Origin of the sequence: Bacillus sp. FSL K6-2869 (assembly GCF_040869405.1) — a bacterium.
In the GTDB taxonomy this organism is placed as follows: domain Bacteria; phylum Bacillota; class Bacilli; order Bacillales; family Bacillaceae; genus Bacillus; species Bacillus altitudinis.
On the sequence record NZ_CP152035.1, the window covers coordinates 2,341,251 to 2,366,039 of the forward strand.

The following is a 24,789-nucleotide window of genomic DNA, read 5'->3' on the forward strand; positions in this document are numbered from 1 at the left end:
AAGGTGTGAAAATGTTCAATTTGAGGTGTATTTCATCTATAAATAACAGAAGCACATATCAAAAAATTTGACTTTTACAACAACGGGTTCCGTTCAGAGGAGAAAATAAAAAAGAAGTGCTATTGGCACCTCTTTTTATGATCATTTCATTTGGTTCTTTCATTATGGATGATCTGTTACAAGGAGGTGTCTCCAAATTTAATCCTCCTTAATAGATTACTGATTTGAAGATAAAGAATATCCTTTCGTGTCTGATTTATGGGTAAAAAAAGAGACCAAATCTGTATGCGAATTGGTCATCTCATTCATATGCTCATTATATTGTTTCTCCTTGTCAACGGACCCGTTACTTTTACTAGTAACATTTTTTGGTTCACGTTGCTTCTTGCTGCTGCTCTTCAAAGATACGAAAGCCTCTTTTTTCTAAAGCTTTTGCAAGGCTGTGTTCAGTATTTACTTTTGAGAAATCAATGCCGAGTTTCACTACAGTTTGAGCGATTTCTGGGCGAATGCCTGATATAATCGTCTCAATTCCTAGCAACTTCGCACTATCAACCACTTTAAACAGCTGATAAGCAACCATCGTATCAACAACGGGAACGCCAGATATATCAATAAATAAATGGGTTAGACGCAGTCTAGATGCCTGTTCTAGTACTGATTCCAAAATGATTTTCGCCCTGTACGTATCAATTTCACCAATCAGCGGCAAAATACCGATCTCTTTTGAAACTGGAATAACAGGCGCACTAAGCTCTTGAATCATTTCTCTTTGTGCATTAAGCTGATTGATTGTCACGCGGTCATACTCTTCTGATAAACGTGCAATCATGTCATCAAATGTGGCGTGAAAATGCTGATTCCAATCGCACACATCTTTGAGTGTCACTTCAAGCTCCGTATGTTGTGTAAAGGTCTCAATTCTGGAACAAAAAATGTGGCGGAACACCTTAAATTGTCCGATGATTTCATATAAAGGTACTTCATGAACAGCTCGATCGCGGGCAATATCAACTGACCACTTTTTTAGATGGTCTTCTACTTTATCTGATAGCGTGACTAACGTTGCTGCAATCGTTTGGATAAATGCTGTGTTTTGTTCTTTCAGCTTCTTTTCTGTCTCCTCTGAAGCATGTTTGGAATATAATGAGCCTTCTTCTGTTCTTGTTTTCAGCCATTCTTCGGTCATGACAGGGGCTTCTTTAAGAATAAATTCATATAATTGCTCAGATTTTTCATTTTTCATTTCTGTCGTTCGCTCCTTTTTCACTTACAACTAGTGACAACCAACTTTTATGTATAAATGACCGCAGATGGTGAACAATAGCATTACACGTTTCATATTGGGCTATAGCCAAGTGGTAAGGCAATGGACTTTGACTCCGTGATCGTTGGTTCGAACCCAGCTAGCCCAGTTCAGCACAAAAACGAAGACGGCTGAAACATCATTCAGCTGATCTTCGTTTTTGATTAGGAAACCGATTGATGAATCGCTTTCTTTTTTGAAATTTTCATGAGTTCCCCTGGATTATAGCCGACCACTAATTTATTTCCATCAATGATAATAGGTCTCCGGAGCAGCTTTGGTTTTTCAATGAGAAGCTGAAGTACCTCATTTACTTTTAGATCATTAATATTTAAATTTAAGCTTTTAAAAGCTTGGCTTCGAGTAGCTAAAATTTCATCCATTCCTTCTGTTGTTAAGGACAGGATTTTTTTCAATTCGTCTAGTGTTGGCGTTTCTCTGAAAAGGTGACGCTCTTTAAAATCAATTTGATTCGCCTTTAACCAATGTTTTGTTTTGCGGCAAGACGTGCAGCTTGGGTATGAATAAAAAGTAATGTCACTCATTAGTCTTCCTCCTTAGGTCGTTAACCTTTTCTCTTATGGACTAAGTACCCTCATGCATTTAGGCATAAACACTTTTTCATCACTTTTTCAAAAAAATTTTTTCTAACGAAAGAATGAATGTTCACACGTTGTCAAAAATGTAAATGTTTACATAACAAGTGATCATCAGCTATAATATGAATCAAAGGGGTTTTTTAAGGGGAGGGAAAGAAATGAATCGCATGTTCCGCGTTCTTGGGTTTTGGACGGGTATTTTTGCTGTCATGTTCTATTTAGGACATATGAAAGATGCATCCTTGCTGTTCTTCGGTCAAACCGTTCTTTTTGTATTTTTATCCTACTTGAATTTATCCGAAAGAATGTATATTTACATTTTCGGAGCGTACTTGACGATTTTCTTTGCCGGATTTACATATTATTCGATTTTCATCATGGTTCCCGGTACCGGACATTAATAGAAAAAAGCATCTCCTTTGAAAGAGATGCTTTTTTCGTGCGTGCTATTATAAAGAAAACCCATTGATAAACGGATTTTGCTCCTGTTCTGTAAGCACAGTTGTTTCCTCGCCATGTCCACTTAACACAAGAGTTGATTCGGGCAATGACAACAATTTGTCATGTATCGATTGAAGCAGCACGTCTTGATTACCGCCCGTTAAATCAGTTCTCCCGATACCGCCTTGGAATAAAGTATCACCAGAAATGACAAATCCCTCTTCCGCTGAATAGTAAGACACACTGCCAGGTGAATGACCTGGTGTGTGGAACATTTCTAATGTAAACGATCCAATTTGAAGAGGTCCTTCTGACGTAATCAATTGTTCAGCTTCTTTGACCGTAATTCCGTTACCAATTAGTCGAGCTGAACCGTTTAGCTGAGCATTTGTCAGCCATTCTTTTTCCTTTTCATGGACATAAAGCGGAATTCCCCATTCTTGACGCACCTCATCTGCTGCACCAATATGATCAAAATGGGCATGTGTCAATAAGACAGCAAGTGGTTTCAGCTGTTTTTCTTTCACATAAGAAATTAGCTTTTGCGCTTCGCCGCCTGGATCAAAAATTAAACATTCTCCCTGTTCATTTTTCCAAATATATGCGTTCGCTTGCACATAGCCTAGCGGCATTCTTCTCCAATTCATTTTCATCACCTACTACTTTTTTCATTCTTTTTTATTATGAAGGCTATTCAATAAAAATTCAAACAATCGTCAACTTGAATGTACTCGACAAGCTTTATGAAAACGGTTAAAATGAAAAGAAAGGAAATCAAGGGGATTGATGACAAAGGGGGACTTTCATATGATGCTCGTCATTATTTTTGGTCTAGTCACGATTTTAGCCGCTCTCGGCATCTATCGCTCACTCAAAAAAGTGAACGTACTGGCCATTGCTTTCGCTGGCGCCACATTTTTGGTTTTTGGATGGTTTACCGTCATGACCATCATCTATAGCGGTTATCCAACTGCACATTAAAAGCCTGCAATTAGCAGGCTTTTTCTATTGATTCAAATGTTTATTCACGCTTTCTAATTTGCTTGAAAGGGTGGTCGTTTGATCTCTTCTGTCATCTATGCGGATATTGGTTGCTACTCGGTGTAAACCCTTTTCAAATGGAGCTTCATGAATACGCTGAATGACCTCAAATAAAACGGATAGCTCCCCTTCAATTAATGTATTCATTGGTGTGAGCTGATATTTGATTTTCCCTTCTTGTTGAAAGCCCTCTAACAATCTTTGTACGTCTGCTACATATGCACTCACGCTTGGTGTCTCAGTGCCTATTGGAATGATGGTGACATCTGCTATCGCCATGGTTCTTGCTCCTTTCAATGACATCCTATTTCTTTCTCGTTCTCATTGTAACCCATCGCGATTCAAAAATGCCATGATCATGTGGCGTGTAAGCTTGGTTTGTCCCGTTCTATCGTCAAATCTGCTCTCTCTACCTTCCCAATATTTGTGAAAAGGAGCAAGCATATACCTGAAATAGCCTCTATCAGTCCTCCTGCTGCAATGACATAACCTGAACCGAATAACGTCGCCATATAACCACCAATGAGAGCGCCTAACGGTATCATTAAATAAGAGATCATGTTAATAATCGCATACACTTGTGGCTGATCCTCCGCTTTTACTGACAATTGAATCATTGTATGTTCAGGTACATTGACTGCACTGATGGCTGCACCTAAGGCAAATGCAGATATAAACACAAGTGGTAATAAGGCATTCATCCCTGTAATGAAAAATGCAATTCCATCAACGATCCCTGCCCCGATAAACAACAGACCGTATCGATTCACTTTCACCTTTGTTAAAACGAATCCCATCAAAAATGCACCTAATGCCGTGGTCACTTTGATGAATGAATATACTACTGGTCCACTATGTAAATCTTCTGTTAAATAAATAACCGACAATGCCTCCCACGGTGCCGCAGCAAAATTGGAGCAGACACAAAAAATGGCTAATGGAAACAAAATATGATGACTTTTCACAAGTGAAAATCCTCTTATTAATCGTTTTCCGTATGATAATCCTTTTTTTCCTTTATCCATGATCGCTTCCGTTTTATATGTAATCAGCAAAACCAGCAAAGCGGACATGAGGTAAAGAGGAATAATCACAAGCATTGTATATCCTACCCCTACAAATGCAATCATGACACCACAAATCGTCACAGTCACAAGCCTGACCACATGACTGGCTGATTGAATGGTTGCATTCGCCTTTTGTATCACATCTTCATGCACAAGCTTTGGAATAATGGACACCGAAGCTGGTTCATAGGAACCACCAGTCGCTGAATGCAGCAGCATACCGCCAATGATGAGTGCCAAAGGAGAAAAATCATAAAAGTAACTCACCACAATCACAAGAATAATCGCCGCCCGAGTTAAATCAGCAAAGCACATCCAAAATTTCAATTGATGCGGCTTCATCATTGGGGTAATAAACGGCCCAATAATGGCTTGAGGGACAAAACTAACGGCAATAAAAAATGCTGTTCCAATTGCTCCTTTTCCCCCTAGCACTAAAAGCCACAAAATGGTGTTAAAAGATAAACTATCAGCAGTAATTTTACACATTTTAGAAACAAATAGATAAGTAAAATTCCGTTTCCACAGCCTTTGAGCATTCAATCATCGACATCTCCCTAATTCATATCCTTTTTTTTACATCCACTCTTTCACAATAGCTTACAGGGATGCTCTCGTCAATCACATCAGCACGGTTTTTATTGACCATAAGAAATTGATTGGTTTGAACGTATTAAATGATTGTTGACAAAGGGCGAAAATGAACTTAATTTTAGCCCTTTGTCTTCTTTTCAGCGTGATAGAAAACCTTTGCAACCCTAGGAAGGACGAGTACTGACGCGGAGTGAATTTCACATTCGTGAGCACCGGCACGCAGGACTGACAAAGAATGCGAGGGTTTGTCTACACGCTGAAAGCACCGATTAGGTGCTTTTAATACTTACATGCTTCCCACAATAACCGCTTTGTTTTTTCATAGATCGAATCAAATTGACTCATAGAAAGCGGGTTCTTTCCTCGCCCAAGTTCCACCGTATAGCCCTCACTTTTACATTGATAAATAAACCAATCTCGATAACCTGCATAGCTATCAAGATATTGAATCGCTTTGTAACCGCTCACCCGTTCTAACCGTTCGACCGTCTCTTTTGAAATGGCCGGTTCGTGGCCAAGAAAACCCCAGTATATCTCTTCTCCTTGTGTATGAAGGGCAATTAACCGGTCAAAGCGTTTTCGTAAGGCGAGATGTGCCATTGCTTTCGCTTCTGGTTCTGTTAACGGCTGATGCCCTGGGAAATCCCTATAAGACGGTGCCTTCGGCTTATTACGATAATATTCGATTTCCCAATAAGCAGGAAATTGATTGTTTAAATCAATTCCTCGAATATTCGCCTTCCATTCTCGATAATCGGAAAATCCACCATTTAGCGGTGCGAACTCCTCACGGCACAACCCTAAAGATTCTGGACCATTGCGAACCAAATCAACACCGTCTGGATTTACCATCGGGACAATAGACAAAGCAGTGGTCTGCAATATACGAACCGCTTCGTGATGTCTTGCTTGCACTGGGTCCGATGCCGCTAAACAAAGTGATTTAAGCCATTTTAATAAAACGGAGGTCGTGATCCATTCATTTGCATGAAAAGAGGCATTAACATGTATGGAATGTAAATGTTGTACAGGCTCCGTACGGATTTCATAAATGGGCGTATCAAGCACTGATTGACCAATCACACTCATCTGAAGAAAAGGAAAAACAGCTTTCAAATATTGAAGCTCTCGTTCTAAGTGAGCGCTATCATATTCAAATGTTCCGCTGATCCAATCATCTGATTGCTGGAGCCGGTAAGGCGCAATGAAGCTTTGCACATCACCTACCGATTGAAATGAATGGGTCCCTTCTGGAAGTCTATACCCCGGTAAAAGGAGGTGCTCCGTATTTGACTGATTGGACAAACGGAAAGCTTCTTTCCCTATACCAAGCTGCTTTGCCACATCCTCCTTCCTTGCCTCATCCAGATGCCATTCAATTGTGCCAAACGACTTTTTCATTTACATCCCTCCTCTTACACTATATGAACCAGTAAGTAAAAAAAGAAAACCTCTGCATGTAAATAGCAGAGGTTTTCTTTTAAATTAAGACGCCTTTTTTAGCTCAGTGTCATCTTCTTTTTTAGATGGTGAATGGTCCGAGTTGTTTCGGTCATAAAATCTAAGGAGATCTCCATAGATAATTTGATCAGAGAATTGAAGCTCTTGTTTTGCCTTTTCTTCATAAGACTGACAACCAGACTCATCTTCTCTCGGCTCACCCGTTTCTTTGTTGTAGCACACACCAGCTGTAAAAACACTGTCCTTCGTAATAAAACTTCCATCTCGAAGCACTGTGAAGTCATTTGTATCTTTTGATAATAGGTCATGACCAAATTGAATTTGCTTGCTTGTATCGATTCCTAGAAGGTTCATGACTGTTGGACGGATATCTACTTGCCCGCCAACTGTATCAATCTCTTTTGGATGTTTATCCGTGATACCAGGAATGTGTACAACAAATGGTACTTTTTGAAGCTGAACTTCTTCAAAAGGTGTAATGTCTTTGTTTAAGAATTGTCCCATTGCTTCGTTATGGTTTTCAGAAATCCCGTAGTGATCACCATATAACACAAAAATGGAATTATCGTATAACCCTGCTTCCTTCATTTTTTTAAAGAAAAGCTTTAGTGCCTCATCTTGATAACGCACTGTAGGGAAGTATTTGTTCAACGTTTTGCTCTTTGAGTCATATTCATCAATGAGCTTATCTTCTTCATCTAAGTCAAATGGAAAATGGTTCGTTAATGTAATCAATCTCGTATAGAACGGTTGCGGGATCGTTTTCATTAAATCTACTGACTGCTCAAAAAACGGACCATCTTTTAGTCCCCAGCCAACTGAATTTTCTTCATTTACATCGAATGATTTAATATCAAAAAATTTGTCGTAGCCAAAGCTGTCATAGATCAGGTCACGGTTCCAGAAACTTTTGTTATTCGCATGAATAACAGAAGAATGATAGCCTTCCTCTTTTAACAACTCAGGTGCGGCTTTGAACTCGTTGCTTGGATTTGTGAAAAATACAGCTCCTCTTCCAAGCGGATAGAGTGAATTATCAACAATAAACTCGGAGTCCGATGTTTTCCCTTGACCCGTTTGATGATAGAAATTACTGAAATTGTAGCTTTTCTTGATCAATTTGTTTAAGAACGGCGTGATCTCTTTCCCATTCAATTTTTCATTGATCACAAAGCTCTGAGTAGACTCAAGCGATACTAAAATGACATTTCGTCCTTTTGCTTGACCAAACGTCTTTTCATTACGGTCTGTTTGATTTGCGCTTACATAGTTTTCAATTTCAGTTAAGCTATTGCTGTCGGCAAGTGCTCGCTGAGCGGATTGCTTCGATTGCAGAACCCCATCATAAATATGGAAGTTATATAAGCTGATGTTTTTCACTAGCATCTCACGGTCAAATGAACGAGTTAACAGCTCTGGTCTTTCTGTTTCAGCCAAACCAAGGTTAAAAAAGAAAGTGGCTGCCACAAATAAATAATAAGCTGCACGTCCCTTACGTGAAATCGTTACATCTGTTCTAAAGGAAGGCTGTTTTTTATAGAGCCAAATTAAAATGATGATATCAACAAACATCAGAAAATCAACTGGTTCAATTAAAGAGGTAATACTTGACCCGAGGTCACCCATATTGTTTGTTTGAAATAGGACGGGGATGGTTAGAAAATCACTGTAGAATCGATAAAATACAATGTTAGCTAATAAAATAAATGTCAGAACAAAACTCGTCACGATGATATATCGATTGCGATTTTTTTCTTTAAAGAATAAACCGATACCGAAGATAAACAAGAGAAAGCTAAGCGGATTAATAAACAGGATAAATTCCTGCATGAAATTTTCAATTTTGATATTAAAACTAGATTTATAGATAACATAGGTTTTCACCCACATTAACAAAGTCGCAATCAGTAAAAATGAAATCGCCTTTAATCTTTTCTTTCGCATTGTAACCTCCTTATGCTAAAAACGCACTCAGGTTAGGGACATCCCCAATTATTGGTGCTTCTTCAAAAATAACTAAAGTATATCTTATCCTGTCTATGCTGGAAAATCAATGTCTTTTTCCCCATGACAAACTTATGAATATGCTAAACATTCAATTTCATGCCTATCTATCGCTGATTTTAATAAAAATGACATCATTATGACATTTTTGTTCAAAACAGCCACTTGTTTTTTGCCATCCATGCACCGCCGATCACGCCTGCATCGTTTCCTAGTGAGGCAATCACCACTTCAACATCCTCAGCACATGGCGGGAAGGCATGATGTTTGACGACACGCTCTACTTTACTGCGAAGAAGCTCGCCCGCTTTAGATACACCGCCGCCAATGACGATTTTTGTTGGGTTTAAGGCACTGGCTAGATTCGCAAGGACAAGACCAAGATGGGTTGTTACTTCATCTACGACATGCATCCCAAGTTCGTCTCCGTTTTCTGCTGCCTCAAATACATCCTTTGCAGAGAGCGAAGTAAGTGAGCCAAGTGATGATGTATGGCTCTTTGTTTGTAATGTATCCTTTGCGATTCGGACGATCCCTGTGGCAGACGCAATGGTTTCAATACAGCCTGTTCTCCCGCAGTTACATGGTGCTCCTTGAAATGGAACGGCACAAATATGGCCAATTTCTCCACCAGCACCTGTTTCGCCTTGAACCACTTCTCCATTGACAATAATACCGCCGCCAACCCCTGTGCCCAGTGTAACCATCAGGATGTTTTTGGCGCCATCACCTGCACCCTTCCACATTTCACCGAGTGCAGCAATGTTCGCATCATTTTCGATGACAGATGGAAGTCCTGTCTCTGCCTCTAAATGGTCTTTCAAGGGATAGTTTGTCCAGCCCAGATTCGTTGTTTTATAGACAATTCCGGATACTTTATCCACTGGTCCAGGTGCCCCCATACCGATCCCAATTAGGGCTGATTTCGGCATGCTGATCTCAACTAGTTTATGATCAATTGACTTGGCAATGTCGACTGTAATTGTCTGCCCAGATTTATCCGTAGGAATCTCCCACTTATGCTGAATTTCACCATAAAGATTAATAAACGCAAGCTTAATTGTCGTACCGCCAAGATCAACTCCTACAAACCAATCCCCTGTCATATGTCCTCCACCTTCACATTGTTTTTCGATTTAATTTGGCTAGTTCCATTTGAAGGATGGTCATTGCGTTTGACCATTCAGTTCGATCGATGATGCCCGATGTGTACATTTCCTTCAATTCATCTGCCATAAATTCTAATTCCACTTCACGATCTCCGAAATACACGTAATTTCCAAATCTCATGAGCAGCTGCTGTACATCATATAACGTTTTCATTATTTTCACCATTTCTCTAAATCAACAGATAGGATAAGCGTATTCATAAATACGCTTTCAGTCAAGTCATTCAACGTGTTTGAGTGTTTTCAATATATTGTTTCAACTTTAAAAATTGGTCATTTTGCGGATCTTGTTTTAATGCTTTTTCGATGAAGTCGTCTGCTTCCGCTGTCTCGCCTTTTTCTACATACAACAACGATAAGTGATACAATTTATTCGGCTCATTTGGATCTTTTTCAAGCGACTTTTGCAAATACTCAATGGCCTTGTCAAGATGTCCAAGCTGCGCTTCGGAAAGCGCATATATATGAAGTGCTTCAGCTGAGGCATCCTTTTGCTTTACATATTCCTCTAGACGCTGACTTGCTTCGCTATAGTTCTTTTCATCAAATAAACTCGCTGCCTCGCTAGTTGCCGCCGCTTCTTTTTGATCGTCTGAATGAAACCCTGTATACAATCCAAAGCCGCCAATAAGGAGGAGAAGAAGACTAGCAAGAAGCATTTTGACAGGCTGAAACTGTTTAGGAAGACGGACCGCTAAAGCGGCTAAAAATCCCCCAGCGAGCCCCCCAAGATGCCCTGCATTATCAATCCCTGATACAGTGAAACCTATCCCTAAGTTGATGAGGATAATCACGATAATATTTGTCCCCATCGTACGAAAGAAGAGCTTCCGGTTAGAGATCGCTAAATATAACAATGCGCCTAAACAGCCAAAGATCGCACCTGATGCTCCTGCTGCGATGGCTGTATTAAACACAAAGCTCGCTATGGAGCCAAAGATGCCGGAAACTAAATAAATCAGCAAAAATCTTCCTGAACCATAAATTCTCTCAACAGCTGCTCCAACGGACCAAAGAGCAAATGTATTAAAGAGTAAATGCGTCAAACCAATGTGTAAAAACATAGGTGTCACAAAACGCCACCATTCACCCTCTAGTATCAGCACATTATTCTTCGCACCAAATGCTGTTAAAGTGGCTGTATTGGTACTTCCACCAGATAATTCGAGTAAAAGAAACATCACCACTTGAACTGCGATTAACAAGTAGGTGAAAATCGGTCTGCCATTTTGAAAAACGGCCCGTTCTCGTTCACGTTGCTTTTCCTGATCTTGAAATGCCTGAAGCACGTTCATTTTAAGCTGCATTACATCTTCGGCTGTATCTGCCTTCGCCTCTTCTACATCAATCGAGAGTGATGTATTCAGCCATTTTTGCAGCTCGTGTCCATCGTTTTGAAGGGTTTCTTCATTCAGTAAAACAGGTGTCACCGTCACCTTTTGTTGTTTTTGCGGTTGACCGTTTATGTCTTCCCAATCATCTACTGGATGATCAGCTGTAAATTGTAGCTGCAGGAGATGAAGAGAACGTTTACGCATGGCTTCTCTCAACTGATTCATCCGAAAGGCCTGCTCTTCCATATCTCGAACGATCTCCTGTCTAAAATTCACATCTCTTCTATAGAGACGGATGAGATCATATCCTGAGTTTCGTGGTGCTTCAAAAAAGATTTCATCTTCTGGGTACGGACTTTGAATCATCTCGTATCCTTTTTGTCTGAGTTCATCAATCACTCGCCAAAATAGACTATCTATGACATTCATTCATTCGCGCTCCATTTTTTACATTATTATAGCAAGAATTACTCTTATACGCATTTCTCAACAAAAAAATCCCGGCTTTTGCGGGATTAGAATGCTTGGCGAATAAATTTCGTCCGAAAATATGGGATTTTCATCAGCCATTTAATAAAAAAGTGACGCACTTGGTTTTGACCTAAGATCAAATTCATGAGCCGATAACGATTTTGCACAAGAACGAATGCAAACAGTGTGAACACAATGCTCCAAATCATTTTATTCATCATATTCCCTCCTATGTTCGTATCGTGGCTTAAATAGGATTTGTTTATGCATAAACCAACATTTTTATCTCTTACCATGCGATCTACTTTCACACTCTAATCCCTTGTTCTTTTGATTGAATATAATAGACCTCTTCACACTCAGATTAATCATAAGAAACGTCAAATTGATGAAGGGCGATTAAATCTTTGAACGCTTTGATATGCTCTCTTCTTATTTTTCCGACTACAAAAAAAATCAAGGTGCGTATGCCAAAAATAAACCCATGAATCATGATCAAGTTGTAAGTCAAAAGTATTCACTTCCTACCACAAATTACGGAAGTATCTTTTCTTTCCTCGAAATTTTTTCAATATATGACTCCTACTAGCTAAAATGCCCTGAGCTAATGAAACGAGCTCAACACAAAAAGCCCGTTTTTGGACAATGAGCGGGCTTTCACTTTTGATATAACGTACCTTTTTCACTGACAATCATAGATACCGGTATGTCGTGCGCTTCAGCCGGAATATGCCTCGTCTGCTGTAAAGACAAACAAAGGGCAATGGTTACGCCGTGGTAGTCCGCTAAGTAGCGATCATAATAGCCCCCACCAAACCCAATCCGGTAACCACGCTGATCGAAGCACACCCCAGGGACAATGATCAAATCAATGGCTTCTTTATGTACAGCTGTAGACTCAAGAGGGTCTGGCTCCAATAGCCCAAAGTAGCTGGATGTCATCTTTGTTTCAGGTGTATATTCATAAAACACCATCTCTTTTGTTTTCGGAAAACAGGTGGGAATACAAACTGTTTTTCCTTCTTCCCACGCTTTTTCAATCAGAGGCATTGTCGGTATTTCTTTTCCCCTAGACATAGTCAAAGCAATCGTTTTCGCCTGTTTCCATGCTGGCAGCTGCAACACGTGTTCATGAAGTAGAGCGGCGTGGCGATTGAACTCTTCAGCGCTTATCTGATCAAGCATGGCTAATGTTTGAAGGCGGAGCTCCTTTTTCATACAGGTTCATCTCCCATCATAAAAAAACAGCAGGAAAATTCCCTGCTGCTTACTTTGTTTCACGATGTAAAGTTTGTTTTTTATCACGTGAGCAATACTTTTTGAATTCAACGCGATCTGGATTGTTTCGCTTATTCTTTTTAGTAATATAGTTACGCTCACCGCATTCAGTGCAAGCTAGAGTAATATTTACGCGCATGTTTTTCCCTCCAAACTAAAATCAATTCACATTCAGACCTAACTATAATACCACTTCTAGCTAAGGAATGCTAGAATGTTTTTTCACCAATTTCATTTTTCAATGCATTCCACCCGCATCCTGATCCATATTGTCTGGTCATGTGATGAAAAATCGCCTTCTCCCCTATAAAAACACGTTCTTTGTCGTACTGTATACATGAGAACCCCTCTTCGTTCCACAGCTTTTTTTCATCTGATCCGTCTTCTTTTATTTTAACAGCGGGCAAGGTTTTCATACTCGGTTTCCCTATAAAAAGAAAAATGATGAAAAAAAGGTGATTTTTTCAGCAATTCCTTTTGAAACTAGCTTTTTTATGGTATAAAAAAGAAGGGTCGAAAACTGTCTGAAACAAACATGAGAGCCTTTTTTGGCTTTCAGCATTAAAATATGAATAAAAGGTGATGAAACATGGAAATTGCAATTATCGGATTGCTTGTTGTCAGTATTGTACTGATCGCATTCTCATATTTTCAAAGAGAGCCGATTAAAGAAGTCGAACAAGAACTTGAAACACTTCAACTATCTGCAATGCAAGAAATCTATAAACTGAAAAAGAAAATGAAGGTTCTTGAAGAAGAATTGCTTGAAACAAACATCGTTGTCCGCAAGCATTCAGAAATTGATCCATCTATTGCAAGACAAATCATTTCAAAGCATCAAAATGGCATGTCTCCTGAGGCCATTGCGCGCGCTGAGCATGTATCTGTAGAAGATGTGAACATGATCATTAAAGACAACGAGAGGGTGCTTGTATGACGAAAAAAAGCATCCAAACGTTTGCAGCAGGTATGATTCTTGCAACTGGTGTTCTGGCGATCGTCTTTTTCCTTACTGGAAAAGATGAAGTGGCAGCAGATTCTACAACAAAAGAAACCCTCGCAGCGAAAGTGACAGACACTGACGTAAAAAATTACTTAGACTCTAAAAAAGAAGTCTCCGTCAGCCGTGAAACATATCAACAACTTCTAGATTATAAAGAAAAAGCGCTGAAAGCAAGTGAAGACGGCGATTCTCAGAACGATAAACAAACAACGGACAAGCCAAAAGGCAAAACGGTTAAATTCGTGATTAAAAACGGTATGAGCACAAGTGATGTTTCAGACATGCTTGAAAAGGACGGAATCATCAACTCGTCTAAAGATTTTAATGATTACGTGATAGACGCAGGCTACCATAAAGAAATTCGTGCCGGCAAATTCAATTTAAAAACAGGTATGACATTCAAACAAATTGTCAAAGCCTTAACAAAATAACATCAAAAACCCTCTGGCGGCATTGACCTCCAGGGGGTTTTTGATTATCCAAATCGTCCTGATATATAATCATTTGTTCTTTGATCATTTGGCTCTGAGAACATCACATTCGTATCATTGACCTCAACAAGCTCGCCCATCAAGAAGAACGCTGTTCGGTCGGATACCCTTGCCGCTTGCTGCATATTATGCGTCACAATGGCAATCGTATATTTCTCTTTCAGTTTCATGATTAATTCTTCAATCTTTAATGTTGAAACAGGATCAAGCGCAGATGTTGGTTCATCCATTAATAGAATATCTGGGCTTGTGGCAATGGCTCTTGCGATACAAAGACGCTGCTGCTGACCACCAGAAAGACCTAATGCAGGCGCACTTAATCGATCTTTCACTTCATCCCAAAGGGCAACATCACGAAGCGCTTTTTCAGCGATTTCTTTCAATTGCTGCTTGCTCTTCACCCCGTGAATTCTTGGCCCGTAGACGACATTATCAAAGATAGACTGAGGGAATGGGTTTCCTTTTTGAAAGACCATCCCGACGTTTTTACGCAGTTCCACTAGATCGACACGGCCTTTTAAAATATTGTCACCGTTATACATCATATCCCCGGTGATTTTCACACCTGGCACTGTTTTGACCATGAGATTTAAAGTCTTTATAAATGTTGACTTTCCGCAGCCGGACGGACCGATAATCGCTGTGACCTCATGCTCTTTAATGTCTAAATCAATATGCTTCAGTGCGTGATGCTGACCGTACCAAAGGTTCATATCATTCACACGAAACACTTCTTTTTTGGCTGTTTCAGTTGCTACTGCATTCATCAAAATCCACCCGCCTTATCCGAATCGACCATTAATATAGTCTTCTGTTTTTTGCTGCTCAGGACGTGTAAAGATACGTTCAGTCGCATCGTATTCCACTAGATCACCGTTCAGGAAAAAGGCTGTATGATCAGATACACGTAACGCTTGCTGCATATTGTGTGTGACAATGACAATCGAATAATCATGTTTCAATTCCGATAATAGCTCTTCAATTTTTGCATTTGAGATCGGGTCTAAGGCAGAAGCCGGTTCATCTAATAAAAGCACGCTAGGTTTCATCGCAAGGGTACGTGCAATACAGAGACGCTGCTGCTGGCCACCTGATAATGATAAGGCAGAGCGGTGCAAACGATCTTTGACCTCATCCCATAGCGCTGCCTTTGTTAAGCTTTCTTCTACCGCATCATCAAGCACTGATTTTCTTTTTTCACCCGCATATTTTAGCGCATGCGTAATGTTGTTGTAGATAGATTTAGGAAATGGATTTGGCTTTTGGAAGACCATCCCGATTTCTCTTCTTAAATTCACCACATTAATACGGTCATCCAAAATATTTAACCCTTCGTACATGATCGCCCCTTCACTTCGTGCACCTGGAATTAGGTCGTTCATGCGGTTAATACTGCGTAAAAAAGTCGATTTTCCGCACCCTGATGGGCCGATTAATGCAGTGATTGCATTTTTTTCAATTTCAAATGAAATTTGATTGACCGCTCTTTTTTCACCATAATAAATACTTAAATCCTGCACCTGTAGAATCTGTTCCGCTTGAAGTGGAGCCTTTTTTGCTGCAATCTCTTTTTTTTCTGCTAGCATTTGAACCATATCCCCTTCACACCTCTCACTATTTATTTTGACGTAAGCTTCTTATGAATAAATGAACCAAGCCATCTAGCTGCTAAGTTGAATACTAATACAGAGAGCACAAGTACGGCTGATGCACCATTTGCAATGGCCTCTGCATCTGGAATAATCCCCTGTGTATTGACGTTCCATATATGAACGGCTAATGTTTCTGCCGGTCTAAAAATATTCAGTGGTGACGTATCGGAGAAAGGACTCCAGTTTGTAAAATCAAGACGCGGTGTTGAAAGGCCTGCTGTGAAAAGAAGAGCAGCCGCCTCACCGAAAACTCTTCCCGATGCTAAAATTGCTCCAGTTATAATGGATGGAATCGCACCTGGGATCAGAACCGTCTTCACTGTATGCCACTTTGTCACACCGAGCGCAAGCGATGCTTCCTTTTGATCCTTTGGTACAGATCGAAGTGCATCTTCTGTCACCCTGACCATCACTGGCAGGTTAAAGACAGTCAGCGCAAGGGCTCCTCCGATGATCGTATAGCCCCATCCTGTTAAATTAACAAACATCAGCAAACCAAACATACCGATGACGATCGATGGCAGAGAGGATAACACTTCAATACATGTACGAATAAAATCGGTTACTTTGTTTTGAGGTGCATATTCTGCCATGTACACCCCGCCGCCCACGCCAAGAGGCACGGTAAACAGCATCGTAATAAATAGAATGTAAAACGAGTTAAACAGCTGATCCCTAATACCGCCGCCAGAGCCAATCGCACTTGAGCGGGTAGTCAAAAAGTCAAAATTTAATTCTTTGGCACCGTTGAAGATGATATAAGAAAACAAGCCAACAAGTATCGCCGTAATAATGGCGGCACATAATCCAAAAACGATTGTGGCAAAACGATCGGTCATTTTGCTATTCATTAAATCTTCCTCCTAGATGACAAGTATCTGATAATGAGTATGAACATAAATGATACAACTAGAAGGACAAGTCCCATTGACCAAAGTGTATTGTTTTCAACACTTCCATACGTTGTATGTCCCATGTTTAACGTAATAATGGTTGTTAATGTACCAGCTGTGTCCATAATACTTTCTGGTAGATTACGCGTGTTTCCAATGACCATCTGAACGGCAAGGGCTTCTCCAAATGCTCTTGCCATTCCAAGCACGACCGCTGTCATTAATGTCGGCAGCGCTGCCGGTACAAGAACACGTCTGATCGTTTGCCACCTTGTTGCGCCTAATGCATACGATCCCTCACGTAAACTTTTTGGAAGTGAAGCCATTGCGTCAGTTGCAATGGATGTAACAGTCGGCAGAATCATAATAGATAGGACAATCGTTCCTGCTAAAACACTGTGCCCTGAACCGCTTGACTTAAAGTGTCCAATAAACGGCACCAATACTGTAAGACCTATGAATCCGTAAACAACGGATGGAATCCCTACAAGCAGTTCAATCACTGGCTGGAGAATTTTCCGTCCCCATGCAGGTGCAATTTCTGTCATAAAGATCGCTCCTGCGATGCCTAGCGGTGCTGCTATGAGTGCTGATAGAAGCGTGACAGCGATTGAACCAAAGATAAACGGAAATGCGCCGTATTGCGGATTTTCTGCTGTAGGGTTCCAATTGATACTGGTTAAGAACTCAATTGGGCTTACACCATTTACGATGAAAGATTGTAAACCCTTAATGCCAAGGAAGATTGTGATGGCAATTGATACAGCAATCATTAAGAATGCGCAAAATTTCACCAAAATACTTCCTCTTACTTCATCCATTTGCCTATTTTTTTTCGAGCTGATCAGTCGATCGCTCGCTTCTGTATGTTCTATCTGTTTCATCTTTTTCTACACTCCTATGAATGTCATAAAAGGAAAAGTGAAAAGCTCCACTTTTCCTTCATCATCAATTCAAGACCTTTTACTTATCTGTTTGTTTGCCTGTTGCGTCTCTTTCTACTTTCATATTAGAGACTGAGATGTAGCCTTGGTCTTTAACGATTTCTTTTTGTACTTCGTCACTCATCAAGTAATCTAAAAATTGTTTTGCTAAACCGTCTGGCTCACCTTTTGTATAAGAGTGCTCGTATGCCCAAATTGTATATTTACCGCTTTCTACATTGCTTTCTTCTGGTTTCACACCATCAATGCTAAGCGGTGTAATTTTGTCATCTGTTAAATAAGAGAATGCTAGGTACCCAATCGCACCTGGTGTTTCTGCAATCAACTTTTTCACTGTGTTTGAAGAATCCTCTGTGATTCCTTCTGCAGGAGTCGCGCCGTCAAGTGCATATTTCACAAATGTTGCACGAGTTCCTGATGAGTCTGGTCTGTTCACAAGTGTGATTTTTTGGTCTTTCCCGCCAAGCTCTTTCCAGTTTTTGATTTTACCAGTGAAGATTTTTTTCAATTCGTCCTTTGTGATGTCTTTGACACCAACTTCAGGGTTAACAGCTGCCGCCATTCCAACAACTGCTACTTTGTGGTCTTTTAAAGCTTTTGCGTCGATTCCGTCTTTCTCTTCTGCGAATACATCTGAGTTCCCAATTTGTACAGATCCTTCTGATACTTGAGAAAGTCCTGTTCCTGAACCGCCGGCTTGTACTTGAATATCGGCTTTTGGATGTTTATCCATGAATTTTTCTGCTGCCGCAAGAACTAAAGGCTGCATCGCAGATGATCCTGAGATGGTAATGGAACCTGATGCCTCATCTTTGTTTGAAGCATTTCCTTTACTGTCTTTTGAATCTCCGCTTGAGCTGCTGTTTCCGCATGCTGTGACGAATGCTAACAATGCGATAGTAAGGAAAGTAAGCAGCCATAATTTGTTCTTTTTCATTTCAAGAATACCCCCTGAATAATTTGTCCTACGAGTAATACATTAAAGGTTCTTTATTAATTTCGTTTAAATGGAATGTTAAGGTTTTGTAAATGTCGAAGATTTGTAGAGAAATTGCGGGGTTTTTTATGATTTTTGTCAATTTATATCGAAAAGTTTGAAGAAAATATAAAAAAACGCCCACAAAAAGTGAGCGTTTTTACCTAGAAAAGGTCTAGTTATTTGTTTCTGCTTCATTTTCAATTTTGTTTTTGTTCTTCGCTTGTGTATCATTGCTTTCCTGTTTTGATTTCAGTTCAAAGTACTTGTCTAATACTTGTTCACCAATATCATTTGTAATCGGATAGCGCTGGTTGTAATCTTGATACACCCAAGGCACGACAACTGAAATCGCTACTTCTGGATTATCAGCAGGCGCATACGCAACAAGTGTTGTGTTATACGTTGGTGTGCCGCGTTTACTTTTAATCGGGCCGTCATAGAATGATTGAGCGGTCCCTGTTTTGCCAGCTGGATTGTATTTTTTGTTGCCAAAGTTCGAATATGCTGTCCCTCTTGGGTTCTGCATCACAAGCTTGAATCCTTGCTGTACGCGTTTGATCTCATCACTTGTCATATCGAGCTTATTCAGTACATCCGGCTTGACGGACTCCGTTACAGCCCCAATGCCTCTTTGCGGATCTGGCTCTCTCACTTCTTTTACGAGCTGAGGACGTAAACGATAGCCGCCATTGGCAATCGTTGAGACGTATTGCGCCATTTGCAGCGGTGTAAACGTGTCATATTGTCCAATCGCATAGTCAAGTAAGAGACCGGATTGTGTAGACGTTCCACGATAACCAGTTGCTTCGTTTGGCAGGTCAATACCTGTCTCCACTCCAAGACCAAATTTACTAAAATTGTAACGGAACGTATCAAACGCCTTTGTATCAATTGGGAGCGGCTGATTCTTACGATATTCCCCTTTCCCAATTGCAATCGCTGTTTTAAACATATACACGTTTGATGAACGTTCTAGTGCGGTTAAATCATTAATGAGTCCCATATTTTGATAGGATTTTTTCGGCGGTGACTGAGCGATATAGAGCGGTTCATCGTATTGGGTGCTTCCAATATGAAGGACGCCTGTTTTATAACCTGTCAGCACAGTTGCCCCTTTTACTGCTGATCCCATCGCATATGATGATGTCATCGTTCCTAGTGCATAGTCATCAAATTTGTATGTCCCATTCTTATTGGTAATCTGTTTACCCGCAATCGAGAGCACTTCCCCATTTCTCGGGTCCATCATGACAACAAACGCACGATCAAGAAGTTCTGTGCCGCCTCTTTGCTTCGCACTTTTCAAGTTCTTTTCGATGATTTTTTCCACCGCTTTTTGCAGCTGAATATCAATCGTCAGCACAAGGTCTTTTCCGCTCTTTCCTTCTGTTAACACTTTAGAGCTTGTGACATTGCCTTCTTTATCCGTTGTACTTTGTTCTTTTTCTTTTTGACCTTGCAGGACATCTTCATATTGATATTCAAGATAGCTTTTTCCTACACGATCATTTCGGCTGTAGCCGAGTGATAGATAATGTTCAAGCAGTGACGACGGAAGACCTTCATCACTTGAAGACACACTGCCGAGCATACTGCGGAGCAGTCCTTTATAAGGATAGCTGCGTGACCAGTCTGTTGTGACATCTACACCTGGCAGCTCGTCCAAATGCTCAGAGACGTAAGCAATTTCACTTGGTTTAACATCTTCGTTTTTAATGAATTGAGGCGTAAGTGCATAGCCTGCATCCATTTGTCTTTTAATCGCAAGCACTTGCAAATCTTTTTTCGTCAGTTGATTTAATTCCTTGTCTGTGATGCGTTTCAGCTGGAGCTCGTATAGTTTATCATCAGAGACCTTTTCGTCACCCTTTAAATCGGCTTCTTTTTGAACAAGCTTTTTCGCTTCATTCGGATGGGTTAAGATCCAGAAATCTTTTTTATCACGATCTGTGATTTTCTTCGTACTTACATGAATCATATCTGCTAATTTTGTTGCCACTTTGAGCCGCTCTTCTTGTGAAGTCGTCGAGGTTCTCGTATATGTAATGGCATTTAGCGCTTTATTGCTGACAATCGTGTTATAGTTTCGATCATAAATTTTTCCGCGCGGAGCAGATGAGCTGACATTCACGTCTTCTTGTTTTTCTGCCTGCTTTTTATAATCTTCTCCATTCACAATCTGCACAAAACCGAGTCTGACCACAACACCGGTAAAAATAATGAACGCAGCTAAAAATAATAAATTCAGCCGGATCGGAAGTGTTTTGCGCCCTTCCTTCGCGTCTTTTTTGTTTTTCTTGTTTCTCATCACATCACCTTTTCTATCAAGAAAGAAATGGCACCCCTTTTTGTGTATAAAAGGTGCCATCATCATTTTAGCGGTTTTTCTATCATTTATCTAGAAATTTGATGTTCCATTGGTAAGAAATTTTACCTTTCTCCCTTCATAAGGTTCGTTTGAGAAACAGGCTTTTGACCGTCAGCCTCTTCTATATCAGCTGTTTTCTCTTTTAAATGAATGTCCTTTACAAAATAATAAATAAGGGTGTGCCCCGCTCCGAGTACGACAAGTGAAGCAGGAATCCCAAGCCGATCGCCCAGTAAGGTGACAGATAAAAGAAAAAAGACAATCGAACAAATACGCCCTGCATTTAAAAATAGTTCTCTGACGACAATATATTCAATTCGGGCTTTTCTTGCATATCTGGCATGACCGATGACATCGTAAGTTAAAGAGACATACGGAACAAGCAGAAGCGGGTAGCCGATCGCAATGGCTACAGCGTACATAAGCAGTGATACATAGGACAAGTGAAAGACGATTAAAAATAAAGCGCCGTATAAAATAAGCCCGCCAAACATAATCGCTTTTTTACGCCATTTTTTCTTAATCAAACGGGTAGCAAAAAAATAGGCGAAAAAGGCAACACCTGAATTGACTAGACCAAATGTGCCTAAAGCAAGCTCACTGTTTGTTGCAATAAACACAAAGACACTGATTAAAAAGACAAACACGCCTTCACGGAGCCCCTGAAAAAAGTGAGCAGTTGTGATCTTACGCCAATTCTCGTCCGCATGGCGCTCTTTCCAAATTTGCTTAATGATAAATTTTCCTTTTGATTGTCTCCTCTTGAGGAAAAAACTCATCACAACCGCTAGTGAAAACAAAAAAAGCGATAAAGTGAAAATCACTGTATAGCCTGTATCATCCGTTAATTGAGAAATCACAATTCCTGCAATGAGCGGCCCAATCATACCAGCTGTAGAGGTAAGCACTCCTAAAAATCCATTAAAGAAATCCCTTGTTTCAGGTTCAGTGATCTCAAAAGTGAGCACGTTAAAGGCAAGCCAGTAAAAACCATAGCCGATTCCAAGCACACTGCCTAATAACACGAGCCGAGCTGCCGCTTGCTCTCCTGCCATGAGAACAATTAAGTAAAAAGCGGCTAAGAAGATGACACCGAAACGAAGGACAAATGCACGATCTATTTTTTTAGCGAGCCGACCAGCAAATAAAAAGGTAATGGGCTGAAGGACAACTATCGCCAAGTTATAAATCGCAAGGTCTGTAAATCGCCCAGACTGTTTCCATAAATACACGTTCACAAACGTATTCGAAAGCGCAATCGCAAGTGCGTATAATCCGCCAATCGTGAGGAGGAGCAATAAATCTCTTGTGACATCCATGTCCCCGAACATTTTCTTTAATCTGCTCATATCATTCATTCTCCTTTTCTACACAATAGTCTGTCTCATCAAAAGGCAGATATGTAAAAAAAGGAGGGAAAATATAAAAAGACCCGCTCTCAGAGAGAAGCAGGTCTTTTCAAATCAAATCATTTATTTAGCTTCGCTGTAAAGGCGAGCCACTTCATCCCAGTTCACAACATTCCAGAATGCTGAAATGTAATCAGGACGACGGTTTTGGTAGTTTAGGTAGTAAGCATGCTCCCAAACGTCTAGTCCTAGGATTGGTGTTTTTCCTTCAGTTAAAGGAGAATCTTGGTTTGGTGTGCTTGTGATTTCAAGTTTGCCATTGTTCACAACAAGCCATGCCCAACCAGAACCAAAGCGTCCTGCAGCTGCTGCAGCGAAATCAGATTTGAATTTTTCAAATCCGCCTAATTCTTTTTCGATCGCATCTGCAAGTTCACCAGTTGGTGCGCCGCCACCGTTTGGTGAAAGAAGCGTCCAGAATAATGAGTGGTTCGCATGTCCTCCGCCATTGTTACGTACAGCTGTACGAATGTTTTCAGGCACAGAGTTCAAGTTAGCCACTAGCTCTTCAATTGATTGATCTTCAAGAGCTGATACACCTTCGATTGCTTTGTTTAAGTTTGTTACATAAGTGTTGTGGTGTTTTGTGTGGTGAATCGTCATTGTTTCCTTGTCGATATGTGGTTCTAATGCATCGTAAGCATATGGTAATTCTGGAAGTTTAAAAGCCATGGTTAAATTCCTCCTTAGAAATGTATGTACTGAAATGCTTCCTTAGTAAGCAAGCAATTCACCCTAATCAAAGAGTATCAAAAGAAACGGCTTGTTTCAACGTTATTGCTCATGATCTGAAACATTTCAGTGTTTATTTTGTATTTAACCCTTCAGAAAGAGTGTTAAACACCGATTTTCCATTTAGCGAAGCACATAAAACAAAAAGATTCCCAGCATCAGTGCTTGAATCAACCCTTTTGCAAATACGCCTGACACAAAACCAATTAATGAGCCAAGCCCAACTTTCACACTTGTCTTCAGATCTTTTTGATGAACGAGCAGCTCTGCGATGACACTGCCGATAAATGGACCAATGATAATTCCAGCAATCGGAATCACAAAAGGACCGGCTAAAAGCCCAATGGTACTTCCCCAAATGGCCGCCCGGCTGCCGCCAAAGCGTTTCACCCCAATCAGATTGGAGACATAATCCGCAGCAAATAACACAGCTGTAAACATGGCTTGAATGAGCCAAAAGGTGAGCGTCAATTTCTCAAAGCTAAAAAAGAGCCCATATAAAATAAACCCAAGAACCATGAAAACCACACTAGGAATGATTGGATAGACAAGTCCCACAAACGCAATGATAAATGCACAGCCGATCAAAATCCAATACAGCACGTCCAATCCGCTGCCGCCTCCTTTTTATATGCTGTATACATTATGCCTCATTCCTTCTATCTTAACCAGTAATGAAGGCCGTACTTGTACTGGATGGATAGACATTGATACAATGTGAGAAATAGAAAAGAATGTAGGAAGTGAATCGGTTGAACGTATTTAGTTTATTGTTAAAAGGAATTTATTCACCAAAAGATATTGCCAGAGCACGTTTTACTGGGATTGGAAAGGCCATTTTATTCATCTTTATCCTTTCGATCATCGCAGCTGTCCCCCAGGGCTATCATATGAGCCAAGAGATTTCAAATGCGATGTCAGGATTTCAACATGTGATTAAAAAAGATTTACCCGACTTTTCCATTGAAAAAGGAACGCTTCAAGCGGATCAAAGCACACCGATCGAAAAAGAAGAAAATGGCATCACGATTATCTTTGATCCCAATGAAAAAATAAAATCAAGTGAGCTTGAATCAAAACAAACAGCCATTGCGTTATTGAAAGAAAAAGCAGTGATTGCCATTGACGGACAAATGACAGATATTCCATACCAGCTGCTTGGCGGAACACTCACAAAAGATGAACTTGCCAGCGTCACAAACCAGAATCAAGCGATCATTATCCCTGTCATTTGTGTCTTGCTGTACCTATCTACTGCTGCTCTCATGTTCATCAGCGCAACATTCCTAGCCATGCTTGGCACATTTATTAAACGAATGCAGCAAAAAGAGCTGTCCTTTCAAATGCTTTGGAAGCTCTCTGCCTATTCACTCACATTAACAACCGTCTTTTTCGCCATCATGAGTGCATTAAACACGCCGGTTGCAAACTCATTTTTATTAAATTGGGTGATTAACTTTATTTTCTTATATCTTGTCGTTAAAGAAATACCTGCAAAAAAATAAGCTCCCTCATTTTGAGGAGCTTTCAGATTGTTGACAAAGGGCTAAAAT

At 40.3% G+C, this 24,789-nt stretch carries 27 protein-coding genes and 1 tRNA gene; 6 read left to right on the plus strand and 22 right to left on the minus strand.

The window, feature by feature from the left end; translation table 11 throughout:
- Positions 1-373 precede the first annotated feature (373 nt).
- Positions 374-1,246 carry an STAS domain-containing protein gene (locus MHI58_RS12085; RefSeq protein WP_041506953.1) on the minus strand — a complete coding sequence of 291 codons (873 nt, stop codon included), beginning with the start codon at positions 1,244-1,246 and terminating at the stop codon, positions 374-376.
- Between the two features lie 98 nt (positions 1,247-1,344).
- On the opposite strand from MHI58_RS12085, the gene MHI58_RS12090 reads away from it, so the two are divergent.
- Positions 1,345-1,415 (plus strand) — tRNA-Gln (locus MHI58_RS12090).
- A gap of 55 nt (positions 1,416-1,470) precedes the next feature.
- Here the strand turns inward: MHI58_RS12090 and MHI58_RS12095 are convergent.
- Positions 1,471-1,851 carry a Spx/MgsR family RNA polymerase-binding regulatory protein gene (locus MHI58_RS12095; RefSeq protein WP_007501232.1) on the minus strand — a complete coding sequence of 127 codons (381 nt, stop codon included), beginning with the start codon at positions 1,849-1,851 and terminating at the stop codon, positions 1,471-1,473.
- Between the two features lie 212 nt (positions 1,852-2,063).
- On the opposite strand from MHI58_RS12095, the gene MHI58_RS12100 reads away from it, so the two are divergent.
- A complete protein-coding gene (locus MHI58_RS12100; protein WP_003217440.1) occupies positions 2,064-2,306 on the plus strand; it encodes a DUF2626 domain-containing protein in 243 nt (80 codons plus the stop codon).
- A gap of 48 nt (positions 2,307-2,354) precedes the next feature.
- Here MHI58_RS12100 and MHI58_RS12105 read toward each other — a convergent pair whose 3' ends face one another.
- On the minus strand, positions 2,355-2,993 hold the full coding sequence (locus MHI58_RS12105) for an MBL fold metallo-hydrolase (RefSeq protein ID WP_017357989.1): 639 nt from the start codon (positions 2,991-2,993) through the stop codon (positions 2,355-2,357).
- Between the two features lie 160 nt (positions 2,994-3,153).
- On the opposite strand from MHI58_RS12105, the gene MHI58_RS12110 reads away from it, so the two are divergent.
- A complete protein-coding gene (locus tag MHI58_RS12110; protein ID WP_003217333.1) occupies positions 3,154-3,327 on the plus strand; it encodes a DUF2759 domain-containing protein in 174 nt (57 codons plus the stop codon).
- 24 nt (positions 3,328-3,351) lie between these two features.
- Here the strand turns inward: MHI58_RS12110 and MHI58_RS12115 are convergent, their stop codons facing one another.
- The 10 genes from MHI58_RS12115 to rpmG form a co-directional block, all read right to left on the minus strand.
- Positions 3,352-3,666, minus strand: a complete 315-nt coding sequence (locus MHI58_RS12115) for an MTH1187 family thiamine-binding protein (protein WP_017367597.1) — start codon at positions 3,664-3,666, stop codon at positions 3,352-3,354.
- A gap of 77 nt (positions 3,667-3,743) precedes the next feature.
- The gene (locus tag MHI58_RS12120) at positions 3,744-4,997 is read right to left on the minus strand and encodes an MFS transporter (RefSeq protein ID WP_041506952.1); all 1,254 of its coding nucleotides are present in this window, start codon (positions 4,995-4,997) and stop codon (positions 3,744-3,746) included.
- Positions 4,998-5,327: 330 nt separating this feature from the next.
- Positions 5,328-6,449 (minus strand): M14 family metallocarboxypeptidase, encoded by a 1,122-nt coding sequence (locus tag MHI58_RS12125; protein WP_041506951.1) that lies wholly within the window; start codon positions 6,447-6,449, stop codon positions 5,328-5,330.
- 84 nt (positions 6,450-6,533) lie between these two features.
- Positions 6,534-8,453 (minus strand): LTA synthase family protein, encoded by a 1,920-nt coding sequence (locus MHI58_RS12130; protein WP_025207626.1) that lies wholly within the window; start codon positions 8,451-8,453, stop codon positions 6,534-6,536.
- Positions 8,454-8,665: 212 nt separating this feature from the next.
- Positions 8,666-9,619 carry an ROK family glucokinase gene (locus MHI58_RS12135; protein ID WP_045034374.1) on the minus strand — a complete coding sequence of 318 codons (954 nt, stop codon included), beginning with the start codon at positions 9,617-9,619 and terminating at the stop codon, positions 8,666-8,668.
- A 13-nt stretch (positions 9,620-9,632) separates the two neighbouring features.
- A complete protein-coding gene (locus tag MHI58_RS12140; RefSeq protein WP_008342322.1) occupies positions 9,633-9,836 on the minus strand; it encodes a YqgQ family protein in 204 nt (67 codons plus the stop codon).
- A 70-nt stretch (positions 9,837-9,906) separates the two neighbouring features.
- Positions 9,907-11,445, minus strand: a complete 1,539-nt coding sequence (locus MHI58_RS12145; RefSeq protein WP_045034375.1) for a rhomboid family intramembrane serine protease — start codon at positions 11,443-11,445, stop codon at positions 9,907-9,909.
- An 86-nt stretch (positions 11,446-11,531) separates the two neighbouring features.
- Positions 11,532-11,705: a hypothetical protein gene (locus tag MHI58_RS12150; RefSeq protein ID WP_017367602.1), complete on the minus strand. Its 174-nt coding sequence runs from the start codon at positions 11,703-11,705 to the stop codon at positions 11,532-11,534.
- A 439-nt stretch (positions 11,706-12,144) separates the two neighbouring features.
- Positions 12,145-12,705: a 5-formyltetrahydrofolate cyclo-ligase gene (locus MHI58_RS12155; RefSeq protein WP_045034376.1), complete on the minus strand. Its 561-nt coding sequence runs from the start codon at positions 12,703-12,705 to the stop codon at positions 12,145-12,147.
- Positions 12,706-12,754: 49 nt separating this feature from the next.
- Positions 12,755-12,904 (minus strand): 50S ribosomal protein L33, encoded by a 150-nt coding sequence (gene rpmG, locus MHI58_RS12160; protein ID WP_008360061.1) that lies wholly within the window; start codon positions 12,902-12,904, stop codon positions 12,755-12,757.
- A gap of 450 nt (positions 12,905-13,354) precedes the next feature.
- Between rpmG and MHI58_RS12165 the strand changes: the two genes are divergently transcribed.
- On the plus strand, positions 13,355-13,702 hold the full coding sequence (locus MHI58_RS12165) for a hypothetical protein (RefSeq protein WP_003217285.1): 348 nt from the start codon (positions 13,355-13,357) through the stop codon (positions 13,700-13,702).
- Positions 13,699-14,199, plus strand: coding sequence for an endolytic transglycosylase MltG (locus MHI58_RS12170; protein WP_045034377.1), 501 nt, complete (start codon positions 13,699-13,701; stop codon positions 14,197-14,199). Before MHI58_RS12165 ends, MHI58_RS12170 begins: the two co-directional genes overlap by 4 nt.
- 44 nt (positions 14,200-14,243) lie before the next feature.
- Here MHI58_RS12170 and pstB (MHI58_RS12175) read toward each other — a convergent pair whose 3' ends face one another.
- The 9 genes from pstB (MHI58_RS12175) to MHI58_RS12215 all read right to left on the minus strand — a co-directional run bounded on the left by pstB (MHI58_RS12175) (position 14,244) and on the right by MHI58_RS12215 (position 23,845).
- On the minus strand, positions 14,244-15,026 hold the full coding sequence (gene pstB, locus MHI58_RS12175) for a phosphate ABC transporter ATP-binding protein PstB (protein ID WP_017367606.1): 783 nt from the start codon (positions 15,024-15,026) through the stop codon (positions 14,244-14,246).
- A 15-nt stretch (positions 15,027-15,041) separates the two neighbouring features.
- Positions 15,042-15,845 (minus strand): phosphate ABC transporter ATP-binding protein PstB, encoded by an 804-nt coding sequence (pstB, locus tag MHI58_RS12180; RefSeq protein ID WP_197077750.1) that lies wholly within the window; start codon positions 15,843-15,845, stop codon positions 15,042-15,044.
- Between the two features lie 32 nt (positions 15,846-15,877).
- Positions 15,878-16,762 carry a phosphate ABC transporter permease PstA gene (gene pstA / locus MHI58_RS12185; RefSeq protein ID WP_007501259.1) on the minus strand — a complete coding sequence of 295 codons (885 nt, stop codon included), beginning with the start codon at positions 16,760-16,762 and terminating at the stop codon, positions 15,878-15,880.
- Positions 16,762-17,688, minus strand: a complete 927-nt coding sequence (gene pstC / locus MHI58_RS12190; RefSeq protein WP_017357999.1) for a phosphate ABC transporter permease subunit PstC — start codon at positions 17,686-17,688, stop codon at positions 16,762-16,764. Before pstC ends, pstA begins: the two co-directional genes overlap by 1 nt.
- Positions 17,689-17,767: 79 nt before the next feature.
- Positions 17,768-18,685 (minus strand): phosphate ABC transporter substrate-binding protein, encoded by a 918-nt coding sequence (locus MHI58_RS12195; protein ID WP_007501261.1) that lies wholly within the window; start codon positions 18,683-18,685, stop codon positions 17,768-17,770.
- Positions 18,686-18,899: 214 nt separating this feature from the next.
- A complete protein-coding gene (locus MHI58_RS12200; RefSeq protein ID WP_035702956.1) occupies positions 18,900-21,035 on the minus strand; it encodes a penicillin-binding protein 2 in 2,136 nt (711 codons plus the stop codon).
- A 122-nt stretch (positions 21,036-21,157) separates the two neighbouring features.
- Positions 21,158-22,444, minus strand: coding sequence for an MFS transporter (locus tag MHI58_RS12205; RefSeq protein WP_008342348.1), 1,287 nt, complete (start codon positions 22,442-22,444; stop codon positions 21,158-21,160).
- Between the two features lie 123 nt (positions 22,445-22,567).
- Positions 22,568-23,176 carry a superoxide dismutase SodA gene (gene sodA / locus MHI58_RS12210; protein ID WP_007501264.1) on the minus strand — a complete coding sequence of 203 codons (609 nt, stop codon included), beginning with the start codon at positions 23,174-23,176 and terminating at the stop codon, positions 22,568-22,570.
- Between the two features lie 183 nt (positions 23,177-23,359).
- Complete coding sequence (locus MHI58_RS12215; protein WP_007501265.1) at positions 23,360-23,845, minus strand: DUF456 domain-containing protein; 486 nt, start codon at positions 23,843-23,845, stop codon at positions 23,360-23,362.
- 143 nt (positions 23,846-23,988) lie between these two features.
- Here MHI58_RS12215 and MHI58_RS12220 point away from each other — a divergent pair, with 143 nt between their 5' ends.
- On the plus strand, positions 23,989-24,741 hold the full coding sequence (locus MHI58_RS12220; RefSeq protein WP_008342352.1) for a DUF1189 domain-containing protein: 753 nt from the start codon (positions 23,989-23,991) through the stop codon (positions 24,739-24,741).
- The last annotated feature ends 48 nt before the right edge of the window (positions 24,742-24,789 follow it).

Bases quoted from the DNA above. Each gene is read 5' to 3' on its own strand.
- MHI58_RS12085 (WP_041506953.1), bottom strand. From the start codon at position 1,246: ATGAAAAATGAAAAATCTGAGCAATTATATGAATTTATTCTTAAAGAA.
- MHI58_RS12095 (WP_007501232.1), bottom strand. From the start codon at position 1,851: ATGAGTGACATTACTTTTTATTCATACCCAAGCTGCACGTCTTGCCGC.
- MHI58_RS12100 (WP_003217440.1), top strand. From the start codon at position 2,064: ATGAATCGCATGTTCCGCGTTCTTGGGTTTTGGACGGGTATTTTTGCT.
- MHI58_RS12105 (WP_017357989.1), bottom strand. From the start codon at position 2,993: ATGAATTGGAGAAGAATGCCGCTAGGCTATGTGCAAGCGAACGCATAT.
- MHI58_RS12110 (WP_003217333.1), top strand. From the start codon at position 3,154: ATGATGCTCGTCATTATTTTTGGTCTAGTCACGATTTTAGCCGCTCTC.
- MHI58_RS12115 (WP_017367597.1), bottom strand. From the start codon at position 3,666: ATGGCGATAGCAGATGTCACCATCATTCCAATAGGCACTGAGACACCA.
- MHI58_RS12125 (WP_041506951.1), bottom strand. From the start codon at position 6,449: ATGAAAAAGTCGTTTGGCACAATTGAATGGCATCTGGATGAGGCAAGG.
- MHI58_RS12130 (WP_025207626.1), bottom strand. From the start codon at position 8,453: ATGCGAAAGAAAAGATTAAAGGCGATTTCATTTTTACTGATTGCGACT.
- MHI58_RS12135 (WP_045034374.1), bottom strand. From the start codon at position 9,619: ATGACAGGGGATTGGTTTGTAGGAGTTGATCTTGGCGGTACGACAATT.
- MHI58_RS12140 (WP_008342322.1), bottom strand. From the start codon at position 9,836: ATGAAAACGTTATATGATGTACAGCAGCTGCTCATGAGATTTGGAAAT.
- MHI58_RS12145 (WP_045034375.1), bottom strand. From the start codon at position 11,445: ATGAATGTCATAGATAGTCTATTTTGGCGAGTGATTGATGAACTCAGA.
- MHI58_RS12150 (WP_017367602.1), bottom strand. From the start codon at position 11,705: ATGAATAAAATGATTTGGAGCATTGTGTTCACACTGTTTGCATTCGTT.
- MHI58_RS12155 (WP_045034376.1), bottom strand. From the start codon at position 12,705: ATGAAAAAGGAGCTCCGCCTTCAAACATTAGCCATGCTTGATCAGATA.
- rpmG (WP_008360061.1), bottom strand. From the start codon at position 12,904: ATGCGCGTAAATATTACTCTAGCTTGCACTGAATGCGGTGAGCGTAAC.
- MHI58_RS12165 (WP_003217285.1), top strand. From the start codon at position 13,355: ATGGAAATTGCAATTATCGGATTGCTTGTTGTCAGTATTGTACTGATC.
- MHI58_RS12170 (WP_045034377.1), top strand. From the start codon at position 13,699: ATGACGAAAAAAAGCATCCAAACGTTTGCAGCAGGTATGATTCTTGCA.
- pstB (WP_017367606.1), bottom strand. From the start codon at position 15,026: ATGAATGCAGTAGCAACTGAAACAGCCAAAAAAGAAGTGTTTCGTGTG.
- pstB (WP_197077750.1), bottom strand. From the start codon at position 15,845: ATGCTAGCAGAAAAAAAAGAGATTGCAGCAAAAAAGGCTCCACTTCAA.
- pstA (WP_007501259.1), bottom strand. From the start codon at position 16,762: ATGAATAGCAAAATGACCGATCGTTTTGCCACAATCGTTTTTGGATTA.
- pstC (WP_017357999.1), bottom strand. From the start codon at position 17,688: ATGAAACAGATAGAACATACAGAAGCGAGCGATCGACTGATCAGCTCG.
- MHI58_RS12195 (WP_007501261.1), bottom strand. From the start codon at position 18,685: ATGAAAAAGAACAAATTATGGCTGCTTACTTTCCTTACTATCGCATTG.
- MHI58_RS12200 (WP_035702956.1), bottom strand. From the start codon at position 21,035: ATGAGAAACAAGAAAAACAAAAAAGACGCGAAGGAAGGGCGCAAAACA.
- MHI58_RS12205 (WP_008342348.1), bottom strand. From the start codon at position 22,444: ATGAGCAGATTAAAGAAAATGTTCGGGGACATGGATGTCACAAGAGAT.
- sodA (WP_007501264.1), bottom strand. From the start codon at position 23,176: ATGGCTTTTAAACTTCCAGAATTACCATATGCTTACGATGCATTAGAA.